Below are 26,152 nucleotides of genomic sequence, written 5' to 3' on the forward strand. Positions count from 1 at the left end.
NGGCGGGCTCTTCGGCCGCGAACTGGTGGTCTCCAGGACGATCGACGACCAGCTGGGCAACAACCAGCAGGCGTCACTGGAGATCATTTCGGCGAACGACACCTTCGCCACGTTCTCCGCACCCCTGCTGGCCAGCGGCTACGACGCGCTCGCCAAGGCCGGGATACCCGTCTACGGGCTGCCCGCGAACGCCACCGACATGGTCGGGAAGGAGTCGGTGTTCAGCTCCACCGGGGTCTTCTGTATCGAGTGCACCCAGACGTACTGGCCCTACCTGGCGAGGCTCGCCGGCGCCACCAGAATCGCCGCACTCGGGATCGGGGTCGCGCCCGCGTCCAAGAACTGCGCCAACGGCGTCGTCAAGTCGATCGAGACCTTCGGTGAGCAGTTCGGCCAGGAGATCGTCTACGCGAACGACAGCCTGGCCTACGGCCTGCCCAACGGCGCCGGCCCCGAGGTGACGGCGATGAAGAAGGCCGGCGCCCAGCTCGTCGTCGGCTGCATCGACCTCAACTCGATGAAGACGTTCTCCCAGGAGATGGAACGCCAGGGAATCGGCTCGGTGCCGATGGTGCACCAGAACACCTACGACCAGAAGTTCGTCGCCGAGGGCGGTTCGCTGTTCGAGGGCGACTACGTCCTGCCCCGCTTCCGCCCCTTCGAGGCCGACCCCGGCACTTCCGGGCTGAAGGACTTCTTCACCTGGATGGACCGGACGAAGGCCGAGCGCACGGAGTACGCGCTGCTCGGCTGGATCGACGCCGACCTCGCCTACCAGGGCATCAAGGCCGCCGGGGAGGGCTTCACCCGGGAGTCGGTGATCGCCGCGACCAACCGGATGACCGCCTACAGCGCCGACGGCCTGACCGACCCGATCGACTGGAGCCGCCAGCACTTCCCGCCCACCGAGGACGACCCGGTGACCCACGGCTACAAGCAGGAGTGCATCACCGTGGTCAAGGTGCACGACGGGAAGTTCGAACCNGTCGGCGACCGGACCAAGCCGTTCATCTGCTGGCCCGTCACCCGGGAACACGTCTGGACCGAACCCACCTTCACCGACTTCAGCTAGCGGGCACCCACTCCGGCCGGGCACCCAATTCAGCCGGGCACCCACTTCGGCCGGGCACCGCGGTCGGCACGGCGATCCGGGGGGTTTCCCGGGGTCTGGTCACGGCCCCGGGAAACCCCCCGTCGCGTCATCCGAGCGCGTCCGGGCCGGCGAACCCGGCCAGCGCCGCGCGGTCATCGGCCAGCGCGTAGCCCGCGCTGACCGTGTGTTCCACCGCGGCGTCATAACGCTGCTGGTAGACGTCCCGGTCGGAATAGAGCGCGGCGAGCCTGGCGGCGGGCAGCGGCTTCGTGGAACCGAGCAGCAGACAGATGATGGACGCGTCGGGCCCGGGCTCACCGGTCAGCACAGCGGTCGGCACGTCCACCGGTGGGGTGCGGATACCGCCCACCGCGATGCCGTCGGAGTCCCGGCGGATCGCCGGGGTGCCGCCGGCGGTCACCTCGATGCGCGGCGCGACCTCCGGAGCCCGGCCGGTGGTGATCCAGGTCTTCAGCGCCCGCAGCCCCGCCTTGCCGACGACGTGCATCGGGCCGTCGTTGACCGGGACGCCGCAGTTCATCGCGCTGGCGTTCGGGCCGAGCAGGTGCGCGTCGGCGTGGGCGGTGCCGGCGACCTCCCAGAGCCGGAAGCGGTCGCCGTCGGGCTGCCGGGCCTTGTAGGAGTTGAGCACGCCGAGCAGGTCGGACTCGGTCTGCGGGTTGAGGACCGGCGCGTCCAGGTCGGTGCGGAAGATCGTCGGCGTGCCCTGCAGCGCGCCGGCGAGGTCGGCCGGCTGGTCGCCCGTGACCAGCGGCAGGCCGGCGGAGCCGCGGCTGTGCACGAAGAAGCCGTCGAACTCGCGGGTGAGCGGCTGCACGCCGTTGTAGTAGGTGACCAGCGCCGCCGCCGACTGCGACTCACCGGCCGCGACCACGACCGACGGCTTCGCGCCGCCCAGCCCGGCCCCGGCCCCGACGGCCCGGGCGACCTGCGTGTAGATGTCGAACGAATAGCCGTCGCCGGGATGGCTCAACGAGCCGTACCGGGCCGGGTCCAGGGCCCTGAGCCCCCGGCCCGACACGCCCTCACCGCCGGGCGCGGTGACCAGCACCGGGCCGCCGAGCACGCCGATGCGCTGCGCCGAGACCCCGACCCAGACGTCGCCGCGTCGGGTGATCTCCTCCTGCAGGGTGGTCCACTCCGGGTCGGCGTCGACGCCACCGCTGACGTTCAGCCACTCGACGATGACGGTGCCGCTGAACCGGTCCGCCGCCGCGGGGCGGCGCACCAGCACCCGGGTGCGGTACGGCGCGGTGGTGTCCGTGGCGAACGTCCACCGGCCGTCTGGCGTGAGCTCTCCGGCCGCCCGGTAGGAGGTGGCCGTGCCCACGGCGGCGTACTCGTGCTGCACATAGCCGGCGGGCTCGAGGTCCGCCGGGGTCGGCGCCCCGATGAACACGCCCCTGCCCCCGGTGAGCTCGGCCGAGAGGTCCGCCGCCGGGCCGCCGGCCCGCGGCACCGTCCGGGTGACCGCCGTCGGGGCGGGTTCGGGGTGCTCGCCCTCCGCGGACCCGGAGCCGCCGGAACCGCCCCGACCGCCGGTGACATCCCCCGAGCAGGCCGCCAGTGCGGGCAACAGCACCGCCGCGCACGCCAGCACACCCGCCCCGCGCATCGGGCGGCGGGATAACCGCCGGCGACCCCGCCCACCGGCACCATCGTGCCCTCGCCCGGCACCACCCAGCCCGGCCGCCGGCCCGGTCGCACCACCCGGCCCGGCGGCGGCACCCGCCGCGTCCGTGCCGTCCGGGTATCCGGATCGCCTCCGCACCGGGCCGCCCGCCTCGGCGCGCCCGTAGCGGGAGCCGGTTCTGAAGTTCTTCATCGCCCACCTCTGTCGAAAGGAGACCCGCAGCCGGCACGCCGGACGCGTCCACGACGCGGCCCGCCGGTTCCAGGCCATGCGGCGGAGCCTGGCCCGTCCACTGATCACACGCAACCACTGGCCGGGCGGAGGGCGGAGGGGGAACGAGCGTCAGCCGGCGGCGACGGAGATCGACTACGAGCCCGGGCACCATCCCATCCCCGGGATCTACCGGGTGACCCTCGACCGGTCGAAGAACCGCCGAGCTGGAAACGTTCGCGCGCGCGTGGTGCCTGCCGACCGAACACGAGACCCGCTATAGGCGCGCGGCCGTGGCGGCCGCCACGTTACTGGTGGTCACGCCGGGGAAGCAGTGCCACATGACCGCCTCCCCCCGCACTGTCGGCGTCGAAGAAGAGTTCCTCCTGCTCGATCCCGACAACCTCGCGGTGCGGGCCGCCGCCCCCCGGGTGCTGTCCCGCAGCGAGTACGGCGGCCGGCTCGACGGTGACCTCGACGTCGAGCTGGCCGCGGAGCAGGTGGAGAGCGGCTCCGCCCCGCACACCTCGCTCGCGGCGCTGCGGGCGTCGCTGTCGGCGTTGCGGCACGCGGCCGCCCGCGCGGCCCGCGCCGAGGGCGTCGCGCTCGCCGCCACGGCGACCAGCCCCACCCCCGCCGACCCGACCGTCACCCCCAAACCGCGCTACGAACGGATGCACGCGGAGTTCGGGATCACCGCGCGGGAACAGCTCACCTGCGGCTGCCACGTCCATGTCGCGGTCGAGTCGCCGGAGGAGGCGGTCGGCGCCCTGGACCGGCTGCGCCCGTGGCTGCCGGTGCTGACCGCGATGTCCACGAACTCCCCGTTCTGGCAGGGCGAGGACACCGGCTACGCCAGCTACCGCACCCAGGTCTGGGCGCGCTGGCCGACGGCCGGGGCGCCGGCCGTGTTCGGCTCCCCGGCGGAGTACGAGCGGGTGGTCGACCTGCTGGTCCGCAGTGGTGCGGCGATGGACGACGGCATGATCTACTTCGACGCCCGGCTCTCCCGCCGCTACCCGACCCTGGAACTGCGGGTCGCCGACGTCTGCCTCTCGGTCGACGACGCCGTTCTGCTGGCGGCCCTCGCCCGCGGCCTCGTCACCACCGCGGCGGCCGACTGGGCGGACGGCCGGCCGGTGCCCGACACCCGGCCGGAGGTGCTGCGGGCCGCCACCTGGCGGGCGGCCCGCGACGGCCTCAAGGGCGAGCTGCTCGACCCCACCACCGGCGAGCTGGTGAAGGCCCGCACGCTGGTCGACCAGCTGGTGACCCGCACAACCCCGGCCCTGGCCGCGGCCGGTGACCTGGACGCGGTCGCCGGGATGGTGGACGACCTGTTCAGCCGCGGCACCGGTGCCGACCGGCAACGCGCCGCGCTGCGCCGCCGCGGCCGGATGTCCGACGTCGTCGATCTGATCACGCGGGAGACCGACCCGCGATAGCCGACCCACCAGCTGATGATCCTCCCTGGTGCCGCTCCCCCCTCGGCACCTACACCCCCGGCTGTCGGCACAGGTACGTAGTTCTTCTGATGTGGAGCAGCCGACCGGTCTGCGAATCTTGGCCCGCGGCGTGGCCGAACCGGCCTGACCAACGGGTGTCTCCGCCGGCCGGGTGACGGTCGGCCCAGCCCCAGCCCCAGCCCCGGACCCGGATCCGCAACCGGCCCGGGGCTGGTCGCGGGGCCGGTCGCGGGGCCGGTCCGGTCCGGTCCGCCGCGCCCGGCAGGCCGACACAACGCGGATGCCGACGCGGCCCGGCGTGACGCGCCAGGCCGTCCCGCCGGTGCGGCCGCTCCGTACCAGCGGCACCGCCGTACCAACTGATAAGGAAGTTATGAACACCATGATCCAGGGGGGCGGGCGGCGCACGCGGGCCGTCCGGCGAACTACCAGCCTCGTCGCTGTACTGGCGCTGGCGAGCGTCACCGCCGCCGCGTGCGGCGGCTCGGACGACGCGACCGGCCCGGCGGCCACCGACGCCAAGCCGGTAGCCGGCGGGAAGCTCACCTACGCGACCATTTAGGAGCCCGGCTGCCTCGACCCGGGCTACGACCCGAGCACGGTCACCGGCGTCATCAACCGCAACATCTTCGACTCGCTCGTCTCGCAGACCTCGGCGGGCGAGACGAAGCCGTGGCTGGCGACCAGCTGGACCATCTCCCCGGACGGGAAGACCTACCGGTTCACCCTGCGCGACGGGGTGCGGTTCCACGACGGGTCGGCGTTCGACGCCACCGCGGTGAAGGCGACCTTCGACCACGCCGTCGACCCGGCGACGAAGTCGCTGTACGCGGGTGCGCTGCTGAGCGCCTACCAGGAGACCCGGGTGATCGACCCGCGGACGGCCGAGGTGGTGCTCAAGCGGCCGGACGCGACCTTCCTGCAGAGCGTCGGGTCGCCCTCGCTCGGCATCCAGTCGCCCGCGTCGCTGCGGCGCTCGGCGGAGGAACTGTGCACCAAGCCCGTCGGCTCCGGTGCCTTCACGTTCGTGAGCTGGACGAAGAACCGCGACCTGGTGCTGGCGAAGAACACCGCCTACCAGTGGGCGCCGGACGCCGCGGACCACGACGGCCCGGCCTACCTGGACGGGATCACCTTCCAGTTCATCTCCGACGACACCGCCCGGTTCGGTGCGCTGGCCTCCGGTCAGGTCCACGTCATCAACAACGTGCCGGCGGCGAACATCCGCACGCTGAAGGCCAACAACTCGCTGCAGTACCTGCGCGCGGACTCCCCCGGCCTGACCTTCTCGCTGCTCCTCAACCCGACCCGCGAGCCGCTGTCGGACGTGCGGGTCCGCCGGGCGCTGCTGCNGGCGGTGAACCTCGACGAGCTGGTCACCTCGGTGTACTTCGGCGAGTACCGGCGGGCCTGGAGTCTGCTGAGCCCGACCACGATCGGCTACGACAAGTCGCTGGAGGGCACCTGGAAGGTCGACCAGGCGCTGGCGAACCGGCTGCTCGACGAGGCCGGCTGGACGGCGCGGGACGGTGACGGCTTCCGCACGAAGGACGGGAAGCGGCTGACCGTCGTCTGGCGCACCGGTGCGCAGCTGGACCGCGACAGCCGCGGCGTGGTGGCGCAGGGCGTCCAGGCGGACGCCAAGAAGGTCGGCATCGACCTGCAGTACGTCACGGAGGACGTCGGCACCTTCAGCCAGCACATCTTCGCCGCCGACCTCGACATCTGGGGTGGCAGCTACCAGCGGCCGGACGGCGACATCCTGCGCTTCGCGTTCGCCTCGGACCAGGGGATCACCAAGGGCGGCGGCAACCTGTACGGGCTGAACGACGCCACGCTCGACCGCCTGCTGAACGAGGCGTCGACGACCACCGACACGGCGGTGCGGACGAAGAACTGGGCGGAGGCCCAGCAGTACATCATCGACAACGCGCTGGCGGTGCCGCTCACCGTCGGGGCGAACCTGGTGGGTGCGGCGGAGAAGGTGCACGGTCTGCGCTTCGAGCAGTCCTCGAACCTGACGTTCTTCGACACCTGGCTGGACCCGACGAAGTGACGTCCACCGCGCGGTGGCTGGCCCGCCGGCTGGCGCTGTCGGTCCTCGTCGTGCTCGGGGCGGCGACGGTGGCCTTCGGGGCCCTGCAGGTGGTGCCCGGGGACCCGGTGCACGTGATGATGGGCGGCGCGGCCCCCAGCCCGGAGGTCTACCAGCAGACCCGCCACGAGCTCGGGTACGACCGGCCGCTGCCCGTCCGTTACGGCCGGTTCCTCGGCCAGCTGCTGCGCGGTGATCTCGGCCGGTCCTACCAGCTGCACCAGCCGGTGGCGGAGGTGATCGGAAGCCAGCTGTGGCCGACGGTGCAGCTCGCGCTGGCCGGGTTCGGGCTCGCGTTCGTGGTGGCGGCCGCGCTCGCCGTCGCCACGGCCGGGCGCCGGTCCGGGTGGCGGCGGCTGTCGTCCGCGGCCGAGCTGCTCATGATCTCTACGCCCGGCTTCTGGGTCGGTGTGCTGCTGCTGACGGCGTTCTCGTTCCGGTTGCAACTGTTCCCGGTGGCGGGCGGCGACAGCCTGGACGGGCTGGTGCTGCCCGCCGTCACCCTGGCACTCGGCCTGATCGGTGTGTTCGCGCAGGTCATGCGGGAGGGCCTGGAGCGGGCGCTGGAGCAGCCGTTCGTGCTCAGCGCCCGGGCCCGCGGCACCGGCGAGACGGCGGTGCGGCTGCGGCACGCGCTGCGGCACGCGCTGATCCCCATGGTCACGCTCGCCGGATGGATCATCGGCACGCTGCTCGGCGGAGCCGTGCTGGTCGAGACGATCTTCAGCCGGGAGGGTCTGGGGCGGATCACCGCGACCGCCATCGCCGGGCGTGACCTCCCGCTGGTCACCGGCATCGCGGTGGTGGCGGCGACGATCTTCACCTTGCTCAACATCGCCGTGGATCTGCTCTACCGGGTCATCGACCCGCGGATGAAGGAGGTCGTCCGGTGACCACGCCGAAACCGGCCGCGGCGCGACACCGGCGGATCGGCCCCGGTGTGGCGATCAGCGCCCTCGTGGTGGTGCTGATGGGCCTCGCCGCGGCCTGGCCGGGCCTGCTCGACCGGGCCGACCCGAACGCGGTGGAGCCGGTGAACGCCCTGCTCGGGCCGAGCGGCGCGCACTGGTTCGGCACCGACCAGCTGGGGCGGGACGTCTACAGCCGGGTGGTGCACGGGGCTCGGGTGTCGCTGTTCATCGGGGTCGGCGCGACCGGCATCGCGCTGCTCCTCGGCTGCCTGACGGGGATGCTCGCCGCCACCTGCGGCCGGGCGGTCGACGAGATCCTGATGCGGATCACCGACGNCCTGCTGTCGTTCCCCGGCCTGCTGCTGTCGCTGCTCGTCGTGGCCGTCCTGGGCCCGAGCAGCACCAACGTGGCCATCGCCATCGGCCTGTCCAGCGCGCCCGGGTTCGCCCGGCTGGTGCGGGGCGAGGCACTGGTGATCCGCCAGGCCGGCTATGTGCGCACCGCGGTGACGTTCGGCGCCGGGCGCGCCCGGGTGTACCTGCGCCACGTGCTGCCCAACGCGTTCGCCCCGCTGCTGGTCCTGGCGCTGCTCAGTGTCGGCGCGGCCATCGTCGCGGGTTCGTCGCTGAGCTTCCTGGGGCTGGGCCCGCGGGTGCCGACCGCCGAGTGGGGCTCGATGCTCGCGCAGGGCAAGGACTTCCTGACCATCTCCTGGGCGATGGCGGTCTTCCCCGGGCTCGCGATCACCGTGACCGTGATCGCGATCAACATCGTCGGCCGTGACCTGCAGCGGCGGTTCGAGGGGAGACATCCCGTTGGCAAGTTCTGAGGCGACCAGCGCGGGACCGCTGGCCACGGAGCCGCTGGCCACAGAGCCGCTGGCCACGGAGCGGCTGGGCACGGAGCCGCTGGCCACAGAGCCGCTGGGCACCGAGCCGCTGATCACCGTGGCGGACCTGCGGGTCACGTTCGCCACCCGCGGGGGCCCGCTCGCGGCTGTCCGCGGGGTGAGCTTCACCCTGTCGCCGGGCGAATGCCTGGCGATCGTCGGCGAGTCGGGCTCGGGCAAGAGCGTCACCGCCCGGGCGCTGGTCGGCCTGGTGGGCGCCGGCGGGTCGGTGTCGGCGGACCGGCTCGAACTCGCCGGCCAGGACCTGCGTGACCTGCGCGAACGGGACTGGCGGCGGATCCGCGGCCGGCGGGTCGGGCTGGTGCTCCAGGACGCCCTGTCCTCCCTCGACCCGGTGCGGACGGTCGGTGCCGAGATCGCCGAGACCCTGGCCAACCATCACCTGGTCCCCCGGGGCGGGCGGGCCGCGCGGGCGGTGGAGCTGCTGGCGGAGGCGAGGGTGCCGGAGCCCGCGGTGCGCGCCCGGCAGCGTCCGTTCGAACTGTCCGGCGGGCTGCGCCAGCGGGCGCTGATCGCCTCGGCGCTCGCCGGGCAGCCCACCGTGCTGCTCGCGGACGAGCCGACCACCGCCCTGGACGTGTCCGTGCAGGCGCAGATCCTCGACCTGCTCGCGGCCCGCAAGGCGGACGGCGTCGGCCTCCTGCTGATCAGTCACGATCTCGCCGTCGTCAGCCGGCTGGCGGACCGGGTCGCGGTGATGTACGCGGGTGCGCTCGTCGAGGAAGGCAGCGTCGAGGAGCTGTTGCGCTCGCCGCGTCATCCCTACACCCGTGAGCTGCTCGCCGCCGTTCCGTCCGCGCACGCCCGCGGCACCCGGCTGGCGATCCGCCGGGACGCGGCCACGGAGCCGGCCGTCGCCCCGCCGGACGCCGCCGGCTGCCGGTTCGCCACCCGCTGCCCGCTCGTCGAGGCACGTTGCCGGGCCGCGGAGCCACCGGCGGTCGAGGTCGGCCCCGCGCACCGTGCCTGGTGCTGGCGCACGGACGAGCCGTGGCCCGCTCCGCAGGCGGGCCCGGCCCGCAGCCGGCCACGGCACGCCGACGACACGGTGATCGAGGTCGACGAGGTCTGGAAGAGCTTCCGCGGGCCGGACGGTTCGCGCCGGCCGGCCGTCCGCGGCGTCTCGTTCGCCCTGCGCGTCGGCGAGACGGTCGGGCTCCTCGGTGAGTCCGGCTCCGGCAAGAGCACCACGGCGGAGATCGTCCTCGGCCTGCTGGAGCCGGACGACGGCACCGTGACACTGCACGGAAAACCCTGGTCACGACAGTCGGAGGCGGCCCGGCGGCCGGACCGGCACCGCATTCAGCTCGTCCCGCAGGACCCGCTCGGCGCGTTCGACCCGCGGTACACCGTCGAACGGATCGTCGGGGAGGCACTGGGTGCGCCGGGCCGGCGCGCGGCGGCCCGGCGGCGGGACCGGATCGTCGAGCTGCTCGACCTCGTCGGGCTCGACGCCGGGGTGCTCCCGCGGCGCGCCACCCAGCTCTCCGGCGGCCAGCGGCAGCGGGTCGCCATCGCCCGGGCGCTGGCACCCGAACCGGAAGTGCTGGTCTGCGACGAGCCGGTGTCCGCACTGGACGTGTCCATCCAGGCGCAGATCCTCGACGTGTTCGCCGACGTCCAGGACGCCCTCGGCGTGGCGATGCTGTTCATCTCGCACGACCTGGGGGTCATCTACCACGCCTGCGACCGGGTCCTGGTCATGCGCGACGGTGAACTGGTGGAACAGGGCGACGTCGAGCAGGTGCTGCGCGCACCCACCCACGACTACACCAGGGCCCTGCTCGCCGCCGTTCCACGCCTGGACACCGCGGCCCTCACCTGATCAGCGATCGTCGAGGCCGAGCGAAACTCGAGCACGTGCCATCGTCATCCGATATCAGTGGCCACCCGCATCTACACCTACGACGCCGATTCCAACCGCACCGCGCTCACCAGCTATCCCGACGCCCGCGGCAGCACCACGGGAACATGCTCCACAGCGACCAGCCCGTCGACCTACTCTTTCTTCCATGACCAGGCCGACCGGCTCACCACCAGCGGCTACGGCTACGACCTGTTCGCCTCCGAAACCGTCGGCGCCACGACCCGTACCTACGCGCTGGGGTCCGGCCCGGCGTCCAGCTGGACCGGGAACATCACCGGGATCGGCGGCGACTTCGCCGCCGTCCAGACCGACACCGGTGCCGTCACGCTGCAGTTGGCCAACCTGCACGGCGACGTGGTCGCCACCGTCGACGACTCGACGTCTGCCACCTCGACTGCCAGCTACGCCGAATCGACCGAGTTCGGCACCCCCTACTTCCCCTCGTCGGCCTACCCCCGCTACAGCTGGCTCGGTGCCAAACAACGCTCCCGCGACACTCTCTCCGGCCTCACCCTCATGGGCGTCCGCCTCTACGACCCCAACATCGGCCACTTCCTCTCCGTCGACCCCGTCCCCGGCTGCTCCGACAACCCCTACGACTACGCTCACCAGGACCCCTACAACAGCTTCGACCCCGACGGGAAGTGGAGAAAGCCAAGATGGTAACTGGAAGAAAGCAGCCCGCGCCGGGAGTTTTGCGGGCTTCGGTGCCTGCGTCTTTTTCTCGGCTGGCACCTGCATAGCGGCCGGAATTGTGGCGGCGGGGGNATCCGCCCGAGCGAGCAGCGGAACTTTTCGAGGTCCCGGATTCCGGAAATCATTCGCTCGAATGCTGCGACCAACACTCGTGGCGGAGTGGTCGGGTTGGGGCTTGCGGGGACTAAGCTAGGCGCCCTGGGGGCTCGGTACTCGCGACCTGGCGCTAGAACGCGGATGGATCGCATCTCGGGCTTCCCCTCGCATGCACGGCGAAGGCCGTGGGGCGGGCATGCCGCACAGGCGGGTGTCGGCTACTATTACCGCAGTCGCACACGATCATGTCCACGGTGACCTGCAGGATGGGGAGGTGGCGAGGATCCGGAATGAAACTGCCAGACCTGGCCAGCCAAGATGGTACGGCAAGGCGAACAGGTTGAGCGGATTCGTGATCATGGGAACCATGCTCGCGACCGGCTTAATAATCGCCGTCGGGGAGCGACCCGAGGGCGATAAAGGATTCAACGCCTACGACTTAGTTCTCCCTGGGTTCGGTTACGCCGGAATTATAATATTTTCTCGGGCGGAGATTGTCGCGAGTCCGTTCTTTCTGTTGATCAAGGGGCCGTTTATTCAACGAAGGATCCCCTGGTCTCGCATCGAGGACATCGATTCGAAGGGAAAATGGCTCACGATAACCGCCGACGGCGAGAGTTATACCGCCACCGCCGTCGAGGCCATGAACTACTCTCTGATGTTCAACAGGAGATCGGCGCCGCAGGATATTCACAAGCAGATTCTGGAGTATCGGGAGTCGCGGGCGACCTTTCTCGACGGTCCGGTCCGTTGGAGTTTCGTTAGGCCGCCGATGTACGAGCTTGCGCTCCTTCCCGTCTGGGTGGCCATTCTCCTGGACATCTGGACTAGCTAGCGCTTTGTTATTCATTTTTCTTCACTCACAGGCCAGCTGGTACACCAAGGCTAATCGGCGTTCAGGCTGGCTCCGAGTCTTGTTCGCCTGGTCTATCTATCTGCCGTCGGTCGTATTTTCGGATTCACAGGAACCCGCAGGACATTGGCAGCCGCTTGCCCATGCGGTCCCACTTTCGATTATTCCGTGGCGGCGTCCGTGACATCACCCGCTCCGACGTCGTCGGGCACCTCACCGAACCCGACGGGTCCGACAGCGACCTGCGCGGAGCCTCTTCCTCGCCCAGGTTCAGGTCAACGCGTCCGGGCGGACCGGGGGCCCGCCCGCTGACACCGGTGCGCTTAGTCCAGCCTTTAGGGACCCCTCCCATCCTGGTGCCATGTCACAGCACCCCAGCGGTCTCATCATCATCGGACCCCTCACCGAGGTGACCACCGAGCTCAAGCTTGGCGACGGCGTCCTCGGCGCGCCGAAGGTCGGGGACTACGGCACCTACCAGGACGACCTCATCGACGCGGACGAGAAGAAGATCGGCGAGGTGTTCGGGCGCGCCGAGGGCGTGTACCAGCGCCCGTCCGACGGCCACCTCTTCAGCTGGTACGTCGAGGACATCACGCTGCCCGACGGCACGGCCACGTACGAGGGGCCGCTCGACGTCACCGCGGCGCAGTCCTCCGTTCTGCTGCGGTTCCCGATCGTGGGCACCGGCGGCCGGTACGAGGGCCTGCTGGGCATCCGGGAGGCGCGCGTGCTCAACCCCAAGCTCTACGTCGACGTGCGGTTCGTGTTCTTCCCCGAGGTCTGACCCGGTGACCGGCCTCGAGGTTCAGCTGCGCTCGGTCGGCACCGCGCTGCCCGGGCCCGCGATCGACAACGCCGCGCTCGCGCGGCGGTTCGGGCTCGGCGACGTGTGGGAGCAGTGGGTCGAGACGTTCCTCGGCACGCGCACCCGTCACCTCTCCGTCGACCTCAACACCGGCGAGGTCGACGGGTGGCTGGCCGACCTCGGCACGCTGGCCGGGCAGCGGGCGCTGGCAGCGGCGGGCGTCACCCCGGGCGAGGTCGACCTGCTCGTGCTCGCCACGTCCTCCCCCGACCAGCTGATGCCCGCCACCGTGAACGTCATCGCCGACCGGCTGGGCATCGACGACATCCCGAGTTTCCAGCTCCAATCCGGCTGCTCGGGTGCGTTGCAGGCCCTCGACCTCGCCCGCCAGCTGCTGCTCGGCGGCCGGCACCGGACGGCGCTGGTGCTCGGCGGTGACGTGTCGGCCAAGCAGTGGGACCTCACGATCGACCCGCGCTCGATACCGCAGGGCGAGCTCGTCAGCGCCGCGATGTTCGGGGACGGCGTCGGCGCGGCCGTGCTGGGCGTCGGTGACGAGGGCACGCCAGGTGCGGTGGCGCTGCGGGAGGTGCGGGTGCGCCTCGGCGGTCTCGGCCGGCCGTCCGGGCACGTCGTCGAGTGGTTCGGCGTCGCCGACCGGGACCGGGTGCGCTCCGGGGTCGCCGAGGACTACAAGGCGATCGAGCAGCTCGTCCCGGGCCTGGCCGAGCAGGTGCTCGGCGAGCTGCTCGACGACGTCGGCTGGAAGCGCTCAGAGATCGACTACCTGCTGCCGCCGCAGTTGTCCGGACGGATGACCGCGCGGATCGTCGAGCAGCTGGCGGTCGAGGGGGCGGTGGAGGTCACCGTGGTGCCCGACACCGCCAACACCGGCAACGCGCTGCCGTTCTTCCAGCTCGAACGGCTGCTGCCGCGGCTCACCGCCGGCGAGCGGGCGGTGGCGGTGGCGATCGAGTCGAGCAAGTGGATCAGATCCGCGTTCGCGCTGGAGAAGGCGGCGGCGCCGTGACCCCCGCGCCCACCGGACGCGCGGCCGCCGGAGGTACGACCACCGGAGGTACGGGCACCGGAGGTACGGCCGCCGGGCGGACGGCTGCCGAGGAGCTGACCGCGCTGGCGCGGGCGGGCGAGCTGGCGGCCGCGTTCCCGCGGCTCGCCGGTCTGCTGGCGGACGCGACCGAGGGCGAGCTGGCCCGTGCCGGTCGGCAGCTGGCCCGGCTCGACCCGGCCGAGGTGCTGGCCGCGCATCCGGCGACACCCACCGTCCGCATCGCCGTCACCGGGCACGGGACGCTCGCGCCGCTGGTGCCCGCGCTCACCGGGGAGCTGGCCCGGCACGGCCTGTTGGCGATCCCCCGGCTCGGCGACTTCGACTCCTGGGTCTTCGAACTGAGCGATCCCGACAGCGCCCTTTACCGGCACCGGCCGGACCTGACTCTCGCCGTGCTCGACCCGGCGGTCGTGTTCGACGAGGTGGGGCTGCCGTGGGGGCCGGAGGACGTCGCGCGGGTAGTCGAGGAGAAGCTGGCACTGATCGAGCGGCTGGTCGCCGACTTCGCCGCCGCCGGCCGCGGCACCCTGGTCCTCAACACCCTGCCGCTGCCGCGGCGGTACGCCGCCCAGCTGGTCGACCACCGGTCGCGGGCCCGGCTCGGGGCCGTGTGGCGGGCGGCCAACTCCCGGCTGCTCGGCCTCGCCGAGCGTGAACCCGCCGTGGTGGTGCTGGACCTTGACCCGCTGCTGGCCGAGGGTGTCCGGGCCGTCGACCCGCGGCTCGCCGCCTACGCGAAGGCATACCTCTCCGGGGAGCTGCTGGCCGGCTACGCCCGGGAGGTCGGCCACCTGGCCCGCGGCGTCGCCGGGCGGACCAGCAAGTGCCTCGTCCTCGACCTCGACGGCACGGTGTGGGGCGGCATCCTCGGTGACGACGGCCTCGAGGGCATCGAGGTGGCCGACACCTTCCGCGGCGAGGCGTTCCGGGCGTTCCAGCGCGTCGTCCGCCAGATCGGCTCGCAGGGTGTGCTGGTCGCCGCGGTCAGCAAGAACGAGGCGGCGAACGTGCGCGCCGCGCTCGCCGACCACGCGGGGATGACCCTGCGCGCGGACGACTTCGTGCGGGTCATCGCGAACTGGGAGCCGAAGCACGACAACCTGCGGGAGCTCGCCGCCGGCCTGAACCTCGGCGTGGACAGCTTCGTCTTCGTGGACGACAGCCCCTACGAGCGTGGGCTCGTCCGCGAGACGCTGCCCGGCGTCGCCGTGGTGGCGGTGGACGAGGACCCGGCCGGCCACGTGGACGCCCTGCTGCGCGACGGCTGGTTCGACACCCGTGAGCTGACCGCCGAGGACCGGGCCCGGGCCGGCGCCTACCGCGCCGACGAGGCCCGGCGGGAGTTCACCGCGGCGGCCTCCTCGCTGGCGGACTACCTGCACGGGCTCGCCGTCGAGGTGTGGCTCGCGCCGGTGCGCGACGACGAGGTGCCGCGGGTCAGCCAGCTGACGCTGCGCACGAACCAGTTCCACACCACGACGCGCCGGTTGCAGCAGGCCGAGCTGCGGGCCTTCGCCGACACTCCCGGCAACACCGTGCTCGCGATCCGGTCGCGGGACCGGTTCGGGGAGAACGGCCTGGTGGGGGCGGTCTTCCTGCGCCGGGGAACCGATCCACGGACCGGTGTCGACACCGTCGTTCTGGAGAACTTCCTGCTCAGCTGCCGGGTGTTCTCCCGCGGTATCGAGCAGGCGGTGCTCGCCGCCGTGCTGCGGGCGGCCCGCGAGGCCGGTGCCGGAGCCGTCGTCGCCCACTACCGCGCGACCGCGAAGAACGTCATCGTCGCCGACCTCTACCCGCGGCACGGGTTCGCCGGCCCCGGCAAGCCCGGTGCCAGCGCCAGCGCCAGCGACGGCGATGGCGACGGCGACGGCGACGGCGACGGCGAGCGGATCTTCACGCACGACCTCACCGGGCTGCCGGCGGTGCCGGACCACCTCACCCTGCACGACACCGGCGCCCTGCCCGGCGCGCCCGGCCCGGCTCCGGGTGACCTACCTGTCGACCCCGCACAGAGCGAGCAGGACGTCGTCCACGACCGAGATCAGGTACGGGTCGGGGACGGGTGAGCCATCCACCATCGACCGGCGCAGCAGCATGGCCGGGCCCACCTCCGCCACCAGCGGCGACACCGCCGCTGGCCGGACCTCACCGCGCGCGGCGCCCGCCGCCAGGACCTCGAGGATCCGGCGCTCGCACGGCCCCATCACCAGATCGCTGATCAGCGACTGGCAGTCGGCGCCGGAGTCCAGCGCGGCCATCTGCAACACCGAACCATGTGTCGAGTTGACCGTCCGCTGCACGCAGCCGAGCACCGCCAGCAGGTCGGCCCGCAGGTCCCCGGTGAGCACGATGGCGTCGGGTGTGGGCAGCACATGGCGGACGGTGGCGAGGACCAGGTCCTCCTTGCACGGCCACCGGCGGTAGAGAGCCGCCTTGCCGGTGTGCGCAGCGGCGGCGACACCGTCCATCGTCAGGCGGGCGTAGCCGACCGAGGCAAGCTGGTCGAGCACCGCCTCGAAGATCGCCGCCTCCAGCGCCGAGCCGCGGCGGCGGGTCGGCGAGGGCGCCCCGCCTGCCGCCGGTGCCGCCGGTGCCCCGCCGGCGGCCAGCGGCGCCGGCGGCCCATCAGTCACCGAAGGCGACGGAGTGGCTGTCACCGCGCGCACCTCCCCCTACCTCGTCATCGGGTCGTTGCCGTCCGCGATGGGCCAGCCCTATAGTAGACGTCACCGTTCCTTAATCGCGCTACCCGCGGGGTGGCCATCGCCTGGAGGTACCAGTGTCCACGTCATCGACACCGGGTGTGGAGGCACGCGCACCCGGCGGCGGATTCACCCGCCGGCCGGGGATCGCACTGGTCGTGATCGCCATCTCCGAACTGATGGTCGCCCTCGACGCGACGATCGTGAACGTCTCGCTGCCGGCCATCCAGAAGGACATGGGCTTCTCGGCCACCGACCTGTCCTGGGTGCCGAACGCCTACACGCTCGCGGCCGGCGGCCTGCTGCTCCTGGGTGGCCGCATCGGCGACATCTACGGCCGCCGCCGGGTCTTCCTCGCCGGCGTCACCCTGTTCACCATCACCTCGGTGCTGGCCGGTCTCGCCCCGGACGCGGGCTGGCTGCTGGCCGCGCGGGCGCTACAGGGGGCCGGCGCCGCGCTCACCGCGCCGAACGCGCTCGCGCTGATCGCCACGAACTTCCGCGCCGGGCCGGAGCGCGACCGCGCGGTCGGCGTGTACGCGGCGGTTACCGGCTCCGGTGCCGTGCTCGGCATGATCGGCGGCGGCATGATCAGCACCTGGGCGTCCTGGCCGTGGGTCTTCTTCATCAACGTGCCCATCGGCATCCTGGTGCTCGTCCTCGCACCGCGGTTCCTCAGCGAGGCCGCGCGCACCCCGCACCGCCTCGACCTGCCCGGGGCCTTCACCTCGACGCTCGGCGTCGGCGCCCTGGTGTACGGCCTTGTCCGGGCGGCCTCCGACGGCTGGCGGGACGGCCAGGCGCTGATCGCCTTCGCCGTCGCCGCCGTGCTGCTGGTNGCCTTCCTCATCATCGAGCCCCGCACGCGGGAGGCCCTGACCCCGCTGCACCTGTTCCTGAACCGCAACCGCTCCGGCGCCTACGCCGTGAACCTGCTGATGATCGCCAGCATGCTCGGGATGCTGTTCTTCCAGACCCAGTTCTTCCAGGAGGTGCTCGGGTTCAGCCCGCTGCGCACCGGCCTGGCCTTCCTCCCGATGACGCTGGTGATGCTGCCGTCCACCCAGATCGCCGCCCAGCTGATGATGCGGGTCGGCCCGCGCCCGGTGGTCTCCGCCGGCGCCCTCGTCGCCGCCGGGGCCGCGATCTGGCTGGTCCAGGGCATCTCGCCGGACAGCGGCTACGTCGACACCCTGCTCGGCCCGCTGCTGCTCATCGGCCTGGGCATCGGGCTCATGATGGTGCCGCTGACGGCCGTCGCCGTCTACGGCATCCGCCCGGAGGAGGCCGGCGCCGGTTCCAGCCTGCTCAGCGTGACCACTCAGGTCGGCGGCACCCTGGGGCTGGCGATCCTGGTCACCGCGTTCGGGTCGGCCAGCCGTGACGCCGCGCGCTCCCCGGTCGGCGACACCGCCACCGAGCAGGCCCAGTACGTGCTGTCCGAGGGCATCGTCGGGGCCTTCCGCCTGGCCGTGATCTTCCTGGTGGTCGCGACGGTGCTGGCGATCGTGGTGATCAACGCGAAGGCCTCCGAACTCAGCTCGGCCGATCCGCACGCGCTCGCCGTCGGCGCAGTCGACGCGGCGGATGCGACCNAGGCGGCCGAGGCGGCCGAAGCCGGGGCGACCCCGGCACCGACCTCGACGGGCACGATCGCGCCGCAGCCGTCCGCTCCGGACCCGCTGGTCACCCCCGCGGGCGCGACCAGCCGCTCCGGAGCGGCCACGGACACCGCGACACCGAGCGCCTAGCGGCTGCCTGGCAGCACTGGCTGGCCTGGCGGCCGGCCGGGCGACCGGCTTCTCCCGGCCGGCCGCCTGGCCGGGAGCGCGCGAACGACGACCTGAAGGGAACCACCACCTTGTCCGAAACACCGTCCCCCACGCCCCGACCGACGCTTTCCGTGCTGGACATCGCGCCGGTGATGAGCGGCACCTCCCCGTCCACGACGCTGCGCAACACGCTCGACCTGGCCCGGCAGACGGAGGCCCTCGGCTACCACCGGTACTGGCTCGCCGAGCACCACAACACGCCCAGTATCGCGAGCTCGTCACCCGCCGTCCTCGTCGGCCAGATCGCCGCCGCGACCTCCACGCTGCGGGTCGGCGCCGGCGGGGTCATGCTGCCCAACCACCAGCCCCTCGTCGTCGCCGAGCAGTTCGGCACGCTGGCCTCCTTCCACCCCGGCCGGATCGATCTCGGTCTCGGCCGGGCGGCCGGCACCGACCCGTTCACCGCCCAGGCGCTCCAGCGCGGCAGCGGGCAGCCGCGCGGCGACAACTTCGGCGCGCAGATCAGCGAGGTGCTGGGCTTCCTCGGTTCCCCCGGCGGCCGGCCGCGCGGGCCGGTGGCCGCCTACCCGCAGGCGGAGACCCCGCCGCCGGTGTGGGTGCTGGGCTCCAGCCCGAACGGCGCCCGGCTCGCGGCCGAGCTCGGCCTGCCGTTCGCCACGGCGCACCACTTCAGCCCGCAGAACACGGTGAGCGCGGTGACCGCCTACCGCCGCGCGTTCCGGCCGACCGGGCACCTCGCGGCGCCGTACGCGGTCGTCGCCGCGGTCGTGATCGTCGGGGAGGACGACGCGCAGGCACTCCGGCTCGCCAGCTCGGTGGAGATCGCCCACCTGGAGCTGTTCACCGGCAACCTCGGCCCCTACCTGAGCCCCGAGGAGGCCGACCGGGCGCCCTACTCCCCCCAGCAGCGCCAGATCGCCCGGGAGTCGTTCGCCCCGCAGCTCATCGGCGGCCCCGAGACGGTGCGCCGCCGCGCGCTGGAGCTGCTGGCGGCCTCCGGCGCCGACGAGCTGATGGCCCTGACGATCGTGCACGACCACGCCGCCCGGGTCCGCTCCTACGAGCTGCTCGCGCAGGCGTTCACGGGCGGGCCCGCCGCCGTACCGAACCAGCCGGCCGCCACCGTCAGCGCCGGCTGACCCGGCCTGGGGGAGATCATGGCACCGGCCACATCACGGTGGGGCTCACCCGTCCCGGACCCGATGGACGGCCGGCACCCGAGGGCACAGTGCCGTGATCTCCCCCGGGACCACCGGTGGGGCTGGGCGTCCGGCCCGGAGCACGACTCAGCTGAGCTCGCTCATCAGCCGGGCCAGCGCCGCGCGCGACGGAACATTCAGCTTCCGGTAGATCCGGGTCAGATGGACGTCGACGGTGCGTGGGCTGAGGTGGAGCTCCGCCGCGATGTCGCGGGTCTTCTTACCCGTTCCGGCGATTCCGGCGATCTCCCGCTCCCGCTCGGTGAGGACGGACAGCGGGGATTCGGCGGCCCGTCTGGCGCGGGTGCCGCGCTCCGCACCGGACCGCTCCGCACCCGATCGCTCCGCACCGGACCGGTTCGCACCGGACCGGTTCGCAACCGGCGGCTCCGCACCGGAGCGGTCGGTGGCGAGCTGGGCGAGGCGGCGCTGCTCCTTGTCGGCCTCCTCGTAGATGGTCGTCGCCCCGCACTGCCGGGCCAGCTCGCGGGCCCGCTGGAGCATCACCGCCGCGTCCTCGCCCCGGCCGGTCGCGGCGGCGCACCGGGCTGCCAGGGTGAGCGCCCACGCCTCAAGGTAGATCATTCCGGCGGCCGCGAACGACGACGCGGCCGCCTCGTACAGCTCGGCGGCGGCCGCCGGCCCCAGCCGGGCGCGGATGACGTGCGCGTGCACCGTCCGCGCGTAGCCGTGCTCGCAGGAGACCCCGAGCTCGTCGACATCCGGCTGCCCGTCGAGCTGCCCGGCCCAGCCGGACGCCGGCCGGCTGCCGTGGATGTGCTCCAGGCCGGTCATCAGCAGTTCCTGGAAGGCCGCGCGCAGGAACGAGGGAACCGCCGGAAGGTCCGGGCCGCCGCCGGCGGTGACCAGCAGCCCGACGCAGCGCTCCGGGTCCCCGGCGATGGTGGCCGCGTTCGCCAGCGAGATCGTGGCGATGTAGCTCCACCAGGAGCCGCTGCCCCGCAGGGTGTCGACCGCCTGCTCGGCCAGCGACACCGCGCGGCTGGCCCGAGGCTCCGTCCAGGAGCTGCACAGGGAGGTCAGTGCCAGGGCCAGCCCACGGATGTGGTGGGCGTCGACCTCCCGGGCGAGGTCCCGGGCCTCCCCCGCGGCCTGCTGTGCCTCGGTGAGCCTGCCCACCCGGTAGCAGGTCACGCTCAGCCCCATCAGTAGCAGCGGCCGGATGTGCCGCTGGCCGCCGCGCACGGACAGCGCCATCCCGCGGCGGAAGTGCCGCTCGGCGCCGACGGTGCGGCCCAGGTAGGTCTCCGTCCAGGCCAGGGCGGCGATGTACTCGGGATTCCGGGCGAGTTCGGTGTCGGGCAGTCCGTCCACCAGCGGCGCGCAGGAGGTCACGGTACGCAGCGCGCCCGCCTTGTCGCCGCTCAGGCTCGCGTTGAGGCCCGCCAGCGCCAGCGCGCCGACCAGTGCCGTCCGGTCCCCCAGTGCCCGTGCCGTCGCGACGGCCGCGGCGACGTCGGTCTCGCAGGTCAGCCTGCCGTCGAAGACCCCGACGATCCCCTGCGCGGTGATGAGGCGCAGGGCGTCCGCCGGGCGGTCGCGGGCCCCGAGATCGAGCTCCGCGCCGACCAGCGCACGCGCCTCCTCGTACCGGCCCAGCAGGCACTCCATCAGGGCGCAGAAGGTCACCGCCGCGACCCGCGTCGCCGGCGACTCCACCGGGGACGCCCGCAGGAGCTCGTGCAGGATCTCCCGGCTCTCCGCCAGCCGGCCCGACAGGCCGAGCGCCTGTGCGAGCAGCAGCCGCAGCTCCAGCTCGTGCCCGGGTTCGGCGACGTTGCCCCGGGCGTCGCGGGGCAGTACCCGCAGCGCGACCCGCAGCCACCGCGCCGCCTGCCGCGGGTCGGACTTCACCGCGTCCCGCGCCGCCTGGGTGAGCACGGCGAGGTCGTCGGCGTCGGGCCCGGCGAGCGACCGCTCGATGTGCACGGCGACCTCGCCGGCCGGCGCGCCCTGCTCGACCAGCAGCGTTCGGGCCCGCCGGTGCGCCAGCACCCGCCAGCACGGGTCGATGTTCGCGTAGACGATCATCCGCAGGAACGGGTGGCGGAAGGAGTACAGCGGGGTGCCCTCGACCGGGCGCAGCGCATCCCGCCGGACGAGCTCGGTGAGCGCGGTGCAGGCGGCGGCGGCGTCGAGATCCGCGACGGCGGCGAGGCCGGGCAGGTCGAAGCGGTCCCCGAGTACGGCCGCGGCGTCGAGGACACCCCCNTGGCCACCGCCCCGCAGCGGCAGGTCACCGAGGACCAGCGCCACGTACCGGTCGAAGTCGGCGTCGCCGACGGGAAGCCGCAGCCCCGACCCGGTGTGCGCGCCGGCCCGCGCCAGCGCGAGCAGGTAGAGCGGGTTGCCGCTGCTGTCGCGATGCAGGTCACGCAGCCGCTGGCTGCGCGCCGGCAGCCCGGCGACCGCGGCCGCCTCGGCCAGCGAGAGGCCCCGCAGCTTGCGGCGCTCGACCGTGCCGATCGCCACGCCGCGGGCCAGGCTGCTGCGCAGGCGGGCGGAGGCCTGCCGGCTGCGGTGCGCGACGACCACCAGCAACGGCGCCTCGACCGGGCGCCGGATCAGGTAGTCGAGGAACTCCACCGAGCTCTCGTCAGCGCAGTGGAAGTCGTCGAGGATGAGCAGCAGCCCGCCGGCGGCCATCCGCTCCAGCATCGTCCGAGCGGCCCGGTACAGCGAGAACCGGGCCGAGTCCGCGGCGATCAGCGGGATCTCGCCGGCGCCCGGCTCGCCCTTCGGGCCGAGGTTGCGGGCCAGCACGTCGGCAGTCAGCGGTGGCAGGTCGGCGAGCATCCCGGTGGTGAGCCGTTCCGTCAACAGGCCCGCGAACACGCCGAACGGGACGTCGCGCTCGAACTCGTTGCACTGCTCGGAGACCACGGTGACGCCCTTGCCGCGAGCGTGCCGCTCGATCTCGGCGAGGAGGAACGTCTTGCCGATGCCCGGCTCACCGGAGATCTCCAGGATCCGGCCGGCCGTGCCGGGAAGGGGCTGGTGAAGCCGGTCGACCTCACGCACGACCCGCTCAAGGTCGGCCGCTCGCCCGCTGGCCACCGGGCCCGGGCGGCCGGGGCGGTCAGGCCGGCCCGCGATCGCCTCCTCGCTGCCGGCGCGGGCGCGGGCGAGACTCGCGGCCGCGTGAGGGTTCGGCCCCCGGCCGCCGGCTGAGCGGTCGGACGGGGCTCGGCTGATCGTGTCGACGCGGCTCACAGCGGAACAACGCTCCCTTCGCCGAAGTTACCGCCGGGCTGATCGTCCGTCTCGGCGAACGCCGGCCAGTGCGGTGGCAGCTGGTCCCCCACGCCGAGACGTGGCCGCGCGCGAACCACGGCAGCGGGCGGTACCGATCGCCAACCGAGCAGACTGTGCGGCGCGGAGCAGACTGTGCGCGCGGACTACGCGGCGATCTCACAACAGAGCGAGGACGCGTCTCGCACCGCGTCACGGTAAAGGCGTTTGGTCAGGATCCGGAACCGGCCCATGGGCAGTGACGCTACCTTCCCGCGGAGCGACGTGCAGGGGTTTACTCCTTTCCCGATCGGCGTGGTGGTAATCACGTGGCCGGCCGAGAGCCTCGCCCTCAGCCAGCCCGCCGCAGGTCAAGCCGGCCGTCGGCGGCGAGGATGGCGTCATGCAGCTCGCGCAGCGGCAGCCCCGGTTCCAGCCCCAGCTCCCCCCGCAGGATGTCGCGTATCCGACCGTAGACGCGCAGGGCGTCGGCCTGCCGCTCGGATCGGTAGAGGGCTAGCATGAGCTGCCGGTAAAATGATTCGCGCTGCGGGTGCTCGGCCGTCAGGGAATAAAGCTGGCCGACCAGTTCGCGATGCCGCCCGAGCAACAGCGCCGAGTCGATTCGGGCCTCCACGCATTCGAGTCGCATTTCCTCTATCCAGGTGACGAACGCGGAGATCATTGGGCTGTCCCGGAGATCAACGAGCACCGGCCCGCTCCAGTTCCGCAGGGCGGCGTCGAAGTTCTCGACGGCCTCCGCGTGCCGGCCCGCGCGAGCGTCGGCACGACCGCGCTGCATCAGTTTCTGGAAATCATGAAGATCGATTTCGTCGTCCCCGCGCTGTAGCTGGTAGCCACCGGGCCGAGTAACTATCGGGTGGCGCGGCACATCCGGCCGGGACAGGAATTTCCGCAGCTGCGACACGTACACGTGCACCGCGGCCGTGGCGCGCCGAGGCGGGTCGCCGTCCCAGATCTCGTCCATGATCCGGTCGATGGTGACCATCTGATCAGCCCGGATGAGCAGGACGGCCAGCAGGATCTGCACCTTGCGAGCGCCGAGCGTCGGACTTCCGGGCTTCCCGAGAACCCGCAGCGGGCCAAGTACCTCGTATCTCACGACGGCTCTCTTCCGACCGAAGAAACAGGCAAACGCACCGTCGGGACGGCAGGCTGCTCATCCCAGGATGCAGGTGAGGATGTCCAGTGACCGGACCAACACGCGAAGCGGGGCGAGCCCATCATCACACGTGGGTCGACACAACCACATCCGAGAAACTACGTACTTCTCCCGGCCGGCATCCGCGTACATGTCCCGGCCCCGCCGGGGCGCGAATGTGACGGCAGTCACCGGGATCAGCTTCCAAGCAATTAGCAATGCTTTAGGTCGCGCACGCAGCATTCGGTCGACCGACCCCGACGGAGGACGACGTATGGACAGCATCGAGGACTTCCTGGACCTCGTCCGTGATGAGCTGGGTATCCCGGTCGCGACGCCGGAGGCGGCTACGGCATTCGACGATCTCGCCGGCTGGGACTCCGTCCACCTGCTTGCCCTCGCCACCGCGCTGGAACGCGAGACCGGCCGGCGGCTGTCGCTTCCCGAGGTGCTGGAGACCACCAGCCTGGCGGAGCTGTACCAGCTCGCGGCGGGCCGATGAGCCCGCGCGGTCGGCAGCCGGCCACGACGGCCCCCGGCACCGCGGCGTCCCCCGGCACCGGTGTGGACGTCCGCCCGGTGCGCCGGGAGCGCCGGCACACGCTGTACTTCCTCGGCGACCTGCGCCGGTTCTCCCCCGTCCACCTCGACACCGAGGTCGACATGAGCGCGGTGCTGCGGCACCGCGAGGCCGCGGCGCGCACGGGGCGGCGGTACTCGGTCGTCAGCTACGTCCTGCACGCCGGTGGCCGGACGCTGGCGGCCCACCCGGAGGCGAACGCGGCGATCGGCGGCCGGCTCCGGCAGAAGATCGCGAGGTTCACCTCCGTCAGCGGAAAGCTGACTCTGGACCGGACCCTGTCCGGCCAGCGGGTCGTGCTGGCGGCCGTGCTCCCGGGCCTGGAGCGCGCGACCCTCGACGAGATCCAGGCGGTCGTCGACCAGTACCGCGACGGCGACCCGGAGACGATGCCGCAGTTCGCCGGCACCCGGGCACTGCACCGGCTGCCCGCCCCGGTGGCCCGCGCCGCCTACCGGCGGGCGTCCGCTCCGCTCGGCCGGCGCGCGGCGGTGCGGGGGACCTTCTCCGTGACCTCGCTCGGGCACCGCCCGGTGGACGGGTTCCACTCGGTCGGCGGCACCACGATCACGCTCGGGGTCGGCCAGATCGCCGAGCGCCCGGTGGTACGCGAGGGCGCGGTCACCACCGCCCCGCTGCTGCGCCTCAGCCTGACCTTCGACCACCGGGTGATCGACGGCGCGGAGGCCGCCGACGTGCTGGCCGACCTGCGCACGGCACTGGAGACCGTCGGCGCGGAGGAGGTGCCGGCGGGGCGAGCCACCTCCGGACCGGCCGCCGGCGCGCTCGATGACGTGCCGGCTGAGGTCCTGGAAGGACAGCCCCGGTGAGCGACGTGGCGCAGCTGCGGGAGTACGCCCTGGTGCACGCGCGCAGCCAGGGGATCGGCGCGGACGTCTACGGCCCGGTGCTCGACGGCATCGACAACGACGTGGACGGCGCCGACGGCTCGTGGGCGCTCGCCTGGAGCCGGGTCGCGGCCGACGCCGAGCGCCGCGGCGCGCTGCTCGACGCCGTCCGGCTCTACAACCTGGCCCGCTTCCCCTACGTGGACGGCCCGGTGCGCCAGGAGGCGCACGCCCGGGCGGTCGGCGCGTTCGACGCCTGGCGCCGGGCGGGCACCGACATCCAGTCCCTGGAGCTGGACCTGCCCGGCGGGCGCCTGCGCGCGTGGAGCGCCGGGCTGTCCGCCACCGAGCGCCGGCCGCTGGTGATCCTGATGGGCGGCATCGTGAGCACCAAGGAGAGCCACGCGCCGGCCCTCACCGACGCGGCCGCGCTCGGGGTGGCCGCGATCGCGGCCGAACTTCCCGGGATCGGCGAGAACGGCCTGGCCTACGGCCCGCGCAGCTGGCGGATGCTGCCCGACCTGCTGGACGCCGTGGCGGACCGGGCCGACGTCACGGAGACCTACGCGCTGACGCTGAGCTTCAGCGGCCACCTGGCACTGCGCGCCGCCGCCGCCGACCCGCGCCTGCGCGGCGTGGTGACGACGGGCGCGCCCGTGCACGACTTCTTCACCGACGCCGACTGGCTGGCCCACGTCCCCCGGATCACCCTGGACACGCTCGCCCACCTGACCGGGGCCAAGGTCGCCGACCTGCCCCATCACCTGCCCGGCTGGGCCATCCCGGACGAACTGCTGGCCTCCCTCGACATTCCCGTCGCCTACGCCGCGAGCCTGCGCGACGAGATCATCCCGCCCGGTGACGTCGCCNGGCTCCGCCGC

At 72.7% G+C, this 26,152-nt stretch carries 20 protein-coding genes and 5 pseudogenes; 20 read left to right on the top strand and 5 right to left on the bottom strand.

What is annotated here, in order from left to right; all coding sequences use genetic code 11:
• Nucleotide 1 precedes the first annotated feature (1 nt).
• Nucleotides 2-984 (top strand): annotated as a pseudogene (locus tag UG55_RS07335) (ABC transporter substrate-binding protein); the annotation flags it as partial.
• Between the two features lie 215 nt (nt 985-1,199).
• Here the strand turns inward: UG55_RS07335 and UG55_RS07340 are convergent.
• Complete coding sequence (locus tag UG55_RS07340) at nt 1,200-2,729, bottom strand: alpha/beta hydrolase domain-containing protein (RefSeq protein WP_396230830.1); 1,530 nt, start codon at nt 2,727-2,729, stop codon at nt 1,200-1,202.
• A 569-nt stretch (nt 2,730-3,298) separates the two neighbouring features.
• On the opposite strand from UG55_RS07340, the gene UG55_RS07345 reads away from it, so the two are divergent.
• The 13 genes and pseudogenes from UG55_RS07345 to UG55_RS07390 all read left to right on the top strand — a co-directional run bounded on the left by UG55_RS07345 (nt 3,299) and on the right by UG55_RS07390 (nt 15,801).
• A complete protein-coding gene (locus UG55_RS07345) occupies nt 3,299-4,402 on the top strand; it encodes a glutamate--cysteine ligase (protein ID WP_066064781.1) in 1,104 nt (367 codons plus the stop codon).
• A 394-nt stretch (nt 4,403-4,796) separates the two neighbouring features.
• Entirely contained in the window at nt 4,797-4,985 is a 189-nt protein-coding gene (locus tag UG55_RS27005) for a hypothetical protein (protein ID WP_083986515.1), read from the top strand.
• A gap of 132 nt (nt 4,986-5,117) precedes the next feature.
• Nucleotides 5,118-5,775, top strand: a 658-nt coding sequence (locus UG55_RS46835; RefSeq protein WP_396230831.1) for an ABC transporter substrate-binding protein, incomplete at its 3' end; no start/stop codon positions are given.
• 1 nt (nt 5,776) lies between these two features.
• Nucleotides 5,777-6,479: pseudogene (locus UG55_RS46840) on the top strand (ABC transporter substrate-binding protein); the annotation flags it as partial.
• The gene (locus tag UG55_RS07355; protein WP_066064638.1) at nt 6,476-7,411 is read left to right on the top strand and encodes an ABC transporter permease; all 936 of its coding nucleotides are present in this window, start codon (nt 6,476-6,478) and stop codon (nt 7,409-7,411) included. The pseudogene UG55_RS46840 and the gene UG55_RS07355, both read left to right, overlap by 4 nt.
• Nucleotides 7,412-7,707: 296 nt before the next feature.
• A partial coding sequence (locus UG55_RS45940; RefSeq protein WP_304440391.1) for a hypothetical protein occupies nt 7,708-7,765 on the top strand: 58 nt, incomplete at its 3' end.
• A 1-nt stretch (nt 7,766) separates the two neighbouring features.
• Nucleotides 7,767-8,259 (top strand): annotated as a pseudogene (locus UG55_RS33250) (ABC transporter permease); the annotation flags it as partial.
• Entirely contained in the window at nt 8,246-10,165 is a 1,920-nt protein-coding gene (locus UG55_RS07365) for an ABC transporter ATP-binding protein (protein ID WP_242423843.1), read from the top strand. The pseudogene UG55_RS33250 and the gene UG55_RS07365, both read left to right, overlap by 14 nt.
• A 57-nt stretch (nt 10,166-10,222) precedes the next feature.
• Nucleotides 10,223-10,873 carry an RHS repeat-associated core domain-containing protein gene (locus UG55_RS07370; protein ID WP_066064644.1) on the top strand — a complete coding sequence of 217 codons (651 nt, stop codon included), beginning with the start codon at nt 10,223-10,225 and terminating at the stop codon, nt 10,871-10,873.
• A gap of 400 nt (nt 10,874-11,273) precedes the next feature.
• The gene (locus tag UG55_RS07375) at nt 11,274-11,834 is read left to right on the top strand and encodes a hypothetical protein (RefSeq protein WP_128422885.1); all 561 of its coding nucleotides are present in this window, start codon (nt 11,274-11,276) and stop codon (nt 11,832-11,834) included.
• A gap of 379 nt (nt 11,835-12,213) precedes the next feature.
• A complete protein-coding gene (locus UG55_RS07380; protein ID WP_066064649.1) occupies nt 12,214-12,639 on the top strand; it encodes an allene oxide cyclase barrel-like domain-containing protein in 426 nt (141 codons plus the stop codon).
• A 4-nt stretch (nt 12,640-12,643) separates the two neighbouring features.
• Nucleotides 12,644-13,690, top strand: a complete 1,047-nt coding sequence (locus UG55_RS07385; protein WP_066064652.1) for a 3-oxoacyl-ACP synthase III family protein — start codon at nt 12,644-12,646, stop codon at nt 13,688-13,690.
• Entirely contained in the window at nt 13,687-15,801 is a 2,115-nt protein-coding gene (locus UG55_RS07390) for an HAD family hydrolase (protein WP_066064655.1), read from the top strand. Before UG55_RS07385 ends, UG55_RS07390 begins: the two co-directional genes overlap by 4 nt.
• Here UG55_RS07390 and UG55_RS07395 read toward each other — a convergent pair.
• Complete coding sequence (locus tag UG55_RS07395) at nt 15,727-16,392, bottom strand: TetR-like C-terminal domain-containing protein (RefSeq protein ID WP_242423844.1); 666 nt, start codon at nt 16,390-16,392, stop codon at nt 15,727-15,729. The two genes, UG55_RS07390 and UG55_RS07395, sit on opposite strands and share 75 nt — an antisense overlap.
• A 203-nt stretch (nt 16,393-16,595) precedes the next feature.
• On the opposite strand from UG55_RS07395, the gene UG55_RS46845 reads away from it, so the two are divergent.
• From UG55_RS46845 to UG55_RS07405, 3 genes and pseudogenes are all read left to right on the top strand, one after another.
• Nucleotides 16,596-17,275, top strand: a 680-nt coding sequence (locus UG55_RS46845) for an MFS transporter (RefSeq protein WP_396230832.1), incomplete at its 3' end; no start/stop codon positions are given.
• A 1-nt stretch (nt 17,276) separates the two neighbouring features.
• Nucleotides 17,277-18,032, top strand: a pseudogene (locus tag UG55_RS46850) (MFS transporter); the annotation flags it as partial.
• A 308-nt stretch (nt 18,033-18,340) separates the two neighbouring features.
• Nucleotides 18,341-19,369 (top strand): LLM class flavin-dependent oxidoreductase, encoded by a 1,029-nt coding sequence (locus UG55_RS07405; protein ID WP_242423845.1) that lies wholly within the window; start codon nt 18,341-18,343, stop codon nt 19,367-19,369.
• A 147-nt stretch (nt 19,370-19,516) separates the two neighbouring features.
• Here the strand turns inward: UG55_RS07405 and UG55_RS07410 are convergent.
• The 3 genes and pseudogenes from UG55_RS07410 to UG55_RS07415 all read right to left on the bottom strand — a co-directional run.
• Nucleotides 19,517-21,661 (bottom strand): helix-turn-helix transcriptional regulator (locus UG55_RS07410; RefSeq protein WP_206779351.1); only part of this gene is annotated, 2,145 nt, incomplete at its 5' end.
• Nucleotide 21,662: 1 nt separating this feature from the next.
• Nucleotides 21,663-22,663: pseudogene (locus tag UG55_RS46855) on the bottom strand (AAA family ATPase); the annotation flags it as partial.
• A gap of 370 nt (nt 22,664-23,033) precedes the next feature.
• Nucleotides 23,034-23,804, bottom strand: a complete 771-nt coding sequence (locus UG55_RS07415) for an AfsR/SARP family transcriptional regulator (RefSeq protein WP_066064664.1) — start codon at nt 23,802-23,804, stop codon at nt 23,034-23,036.
• A 313-nt stretch (nt 23,805-24,117) separates the two neighbouring features.
• Here UG55_RS07415 and UG55_RS07420 point away from each other — a divergent pair, with 313 nt between their 5' ends.
• From UG55_RS07420 to UG55_RS07430, 3 genes are all read left to right on the top strand, one after another.
• Complete coding sequence (locus UG55_RS07420) at nt 24,118-24,345, top strand: acyl carrier protein (RefSeq protein ID WP_066064666.1); 228 nt, start codon at nt 24,118-24,120, stop codon at nt 24,343-24,345.
• Nucleotides 24,346-24,407: 62 nt separating this feature from the next.
• Nucleotides 24,408-25,253 carry a 2-oxo acid dehydrogenase subunit E2 gene (locus UG55_RS07425; protein ID WP_396230833.1) on the top strand — a complete coding sequence of 282 codons (846 nt, stop codon included), beginning with the start codon at nt 24,408-24,410 and terminating at the stop codon, nt 25,251-25,253.
• Nucleotides 25,250-26,140, top strand: an 891-nt coding sequence (locus tag UG55_RS07430) for an alpha/beta hydrolase (protein WP_242423846.1), incomplete at its 3' end; no start/stop codon positions are given. The genes UG55_RS07425 and UG55_RS07430, both read left to right, overlap by 4 nt.
• Between the last annotated feature and the right edge of the window lie 12 nt (nt 26,141-26,152).

The sequence above is a fragment of the Frankia sp. EI5c genome, from assembly GCF_001636565.1.
Classification (GTDB): domain Bacteria; phylum Actinomycetota; class Actinomycetes; order Frankiales; family Frankiaceae; genus Parafrankia.

Coding starts and splice junctions, on each gene's coding strand:
- UG55_RS07340 (WP_396230830.1), bottom strand. CDS start 2,729: ATGCGCGGGGCGGGTGTGCTGGCGTGCGCGGCGGTGCTGTTGCCCGCA.
- UG55_RS07345 (WP_066064781.1), top strand. CDS start 3,299: ATGACCGCCTCCCCCCGCACTGTCGGCGTCGAAGAAGAGTTCCTCCTG.
- UG55_RS27005 (WP_083986515.1), top strand. CDS start 4,797: ATGAACACCATGATCCAGGGGGGCGGGCGGCGCACGCGGGCCGTCCGG.
- UG55_RS07380 (WP_066064649.1), top strand. CDS start 12,214: ATGTCACAGCACCCCAGCGGTCTCATCATCATCGGACCCCTCACCGAG.
- UG55_RS07420 (WP_066064666.1), top strand. CDS start 24,118: ATGGACAGCATCGAGGACTTCCTGGACCTCGTCCGTGATGAGCTGGGT.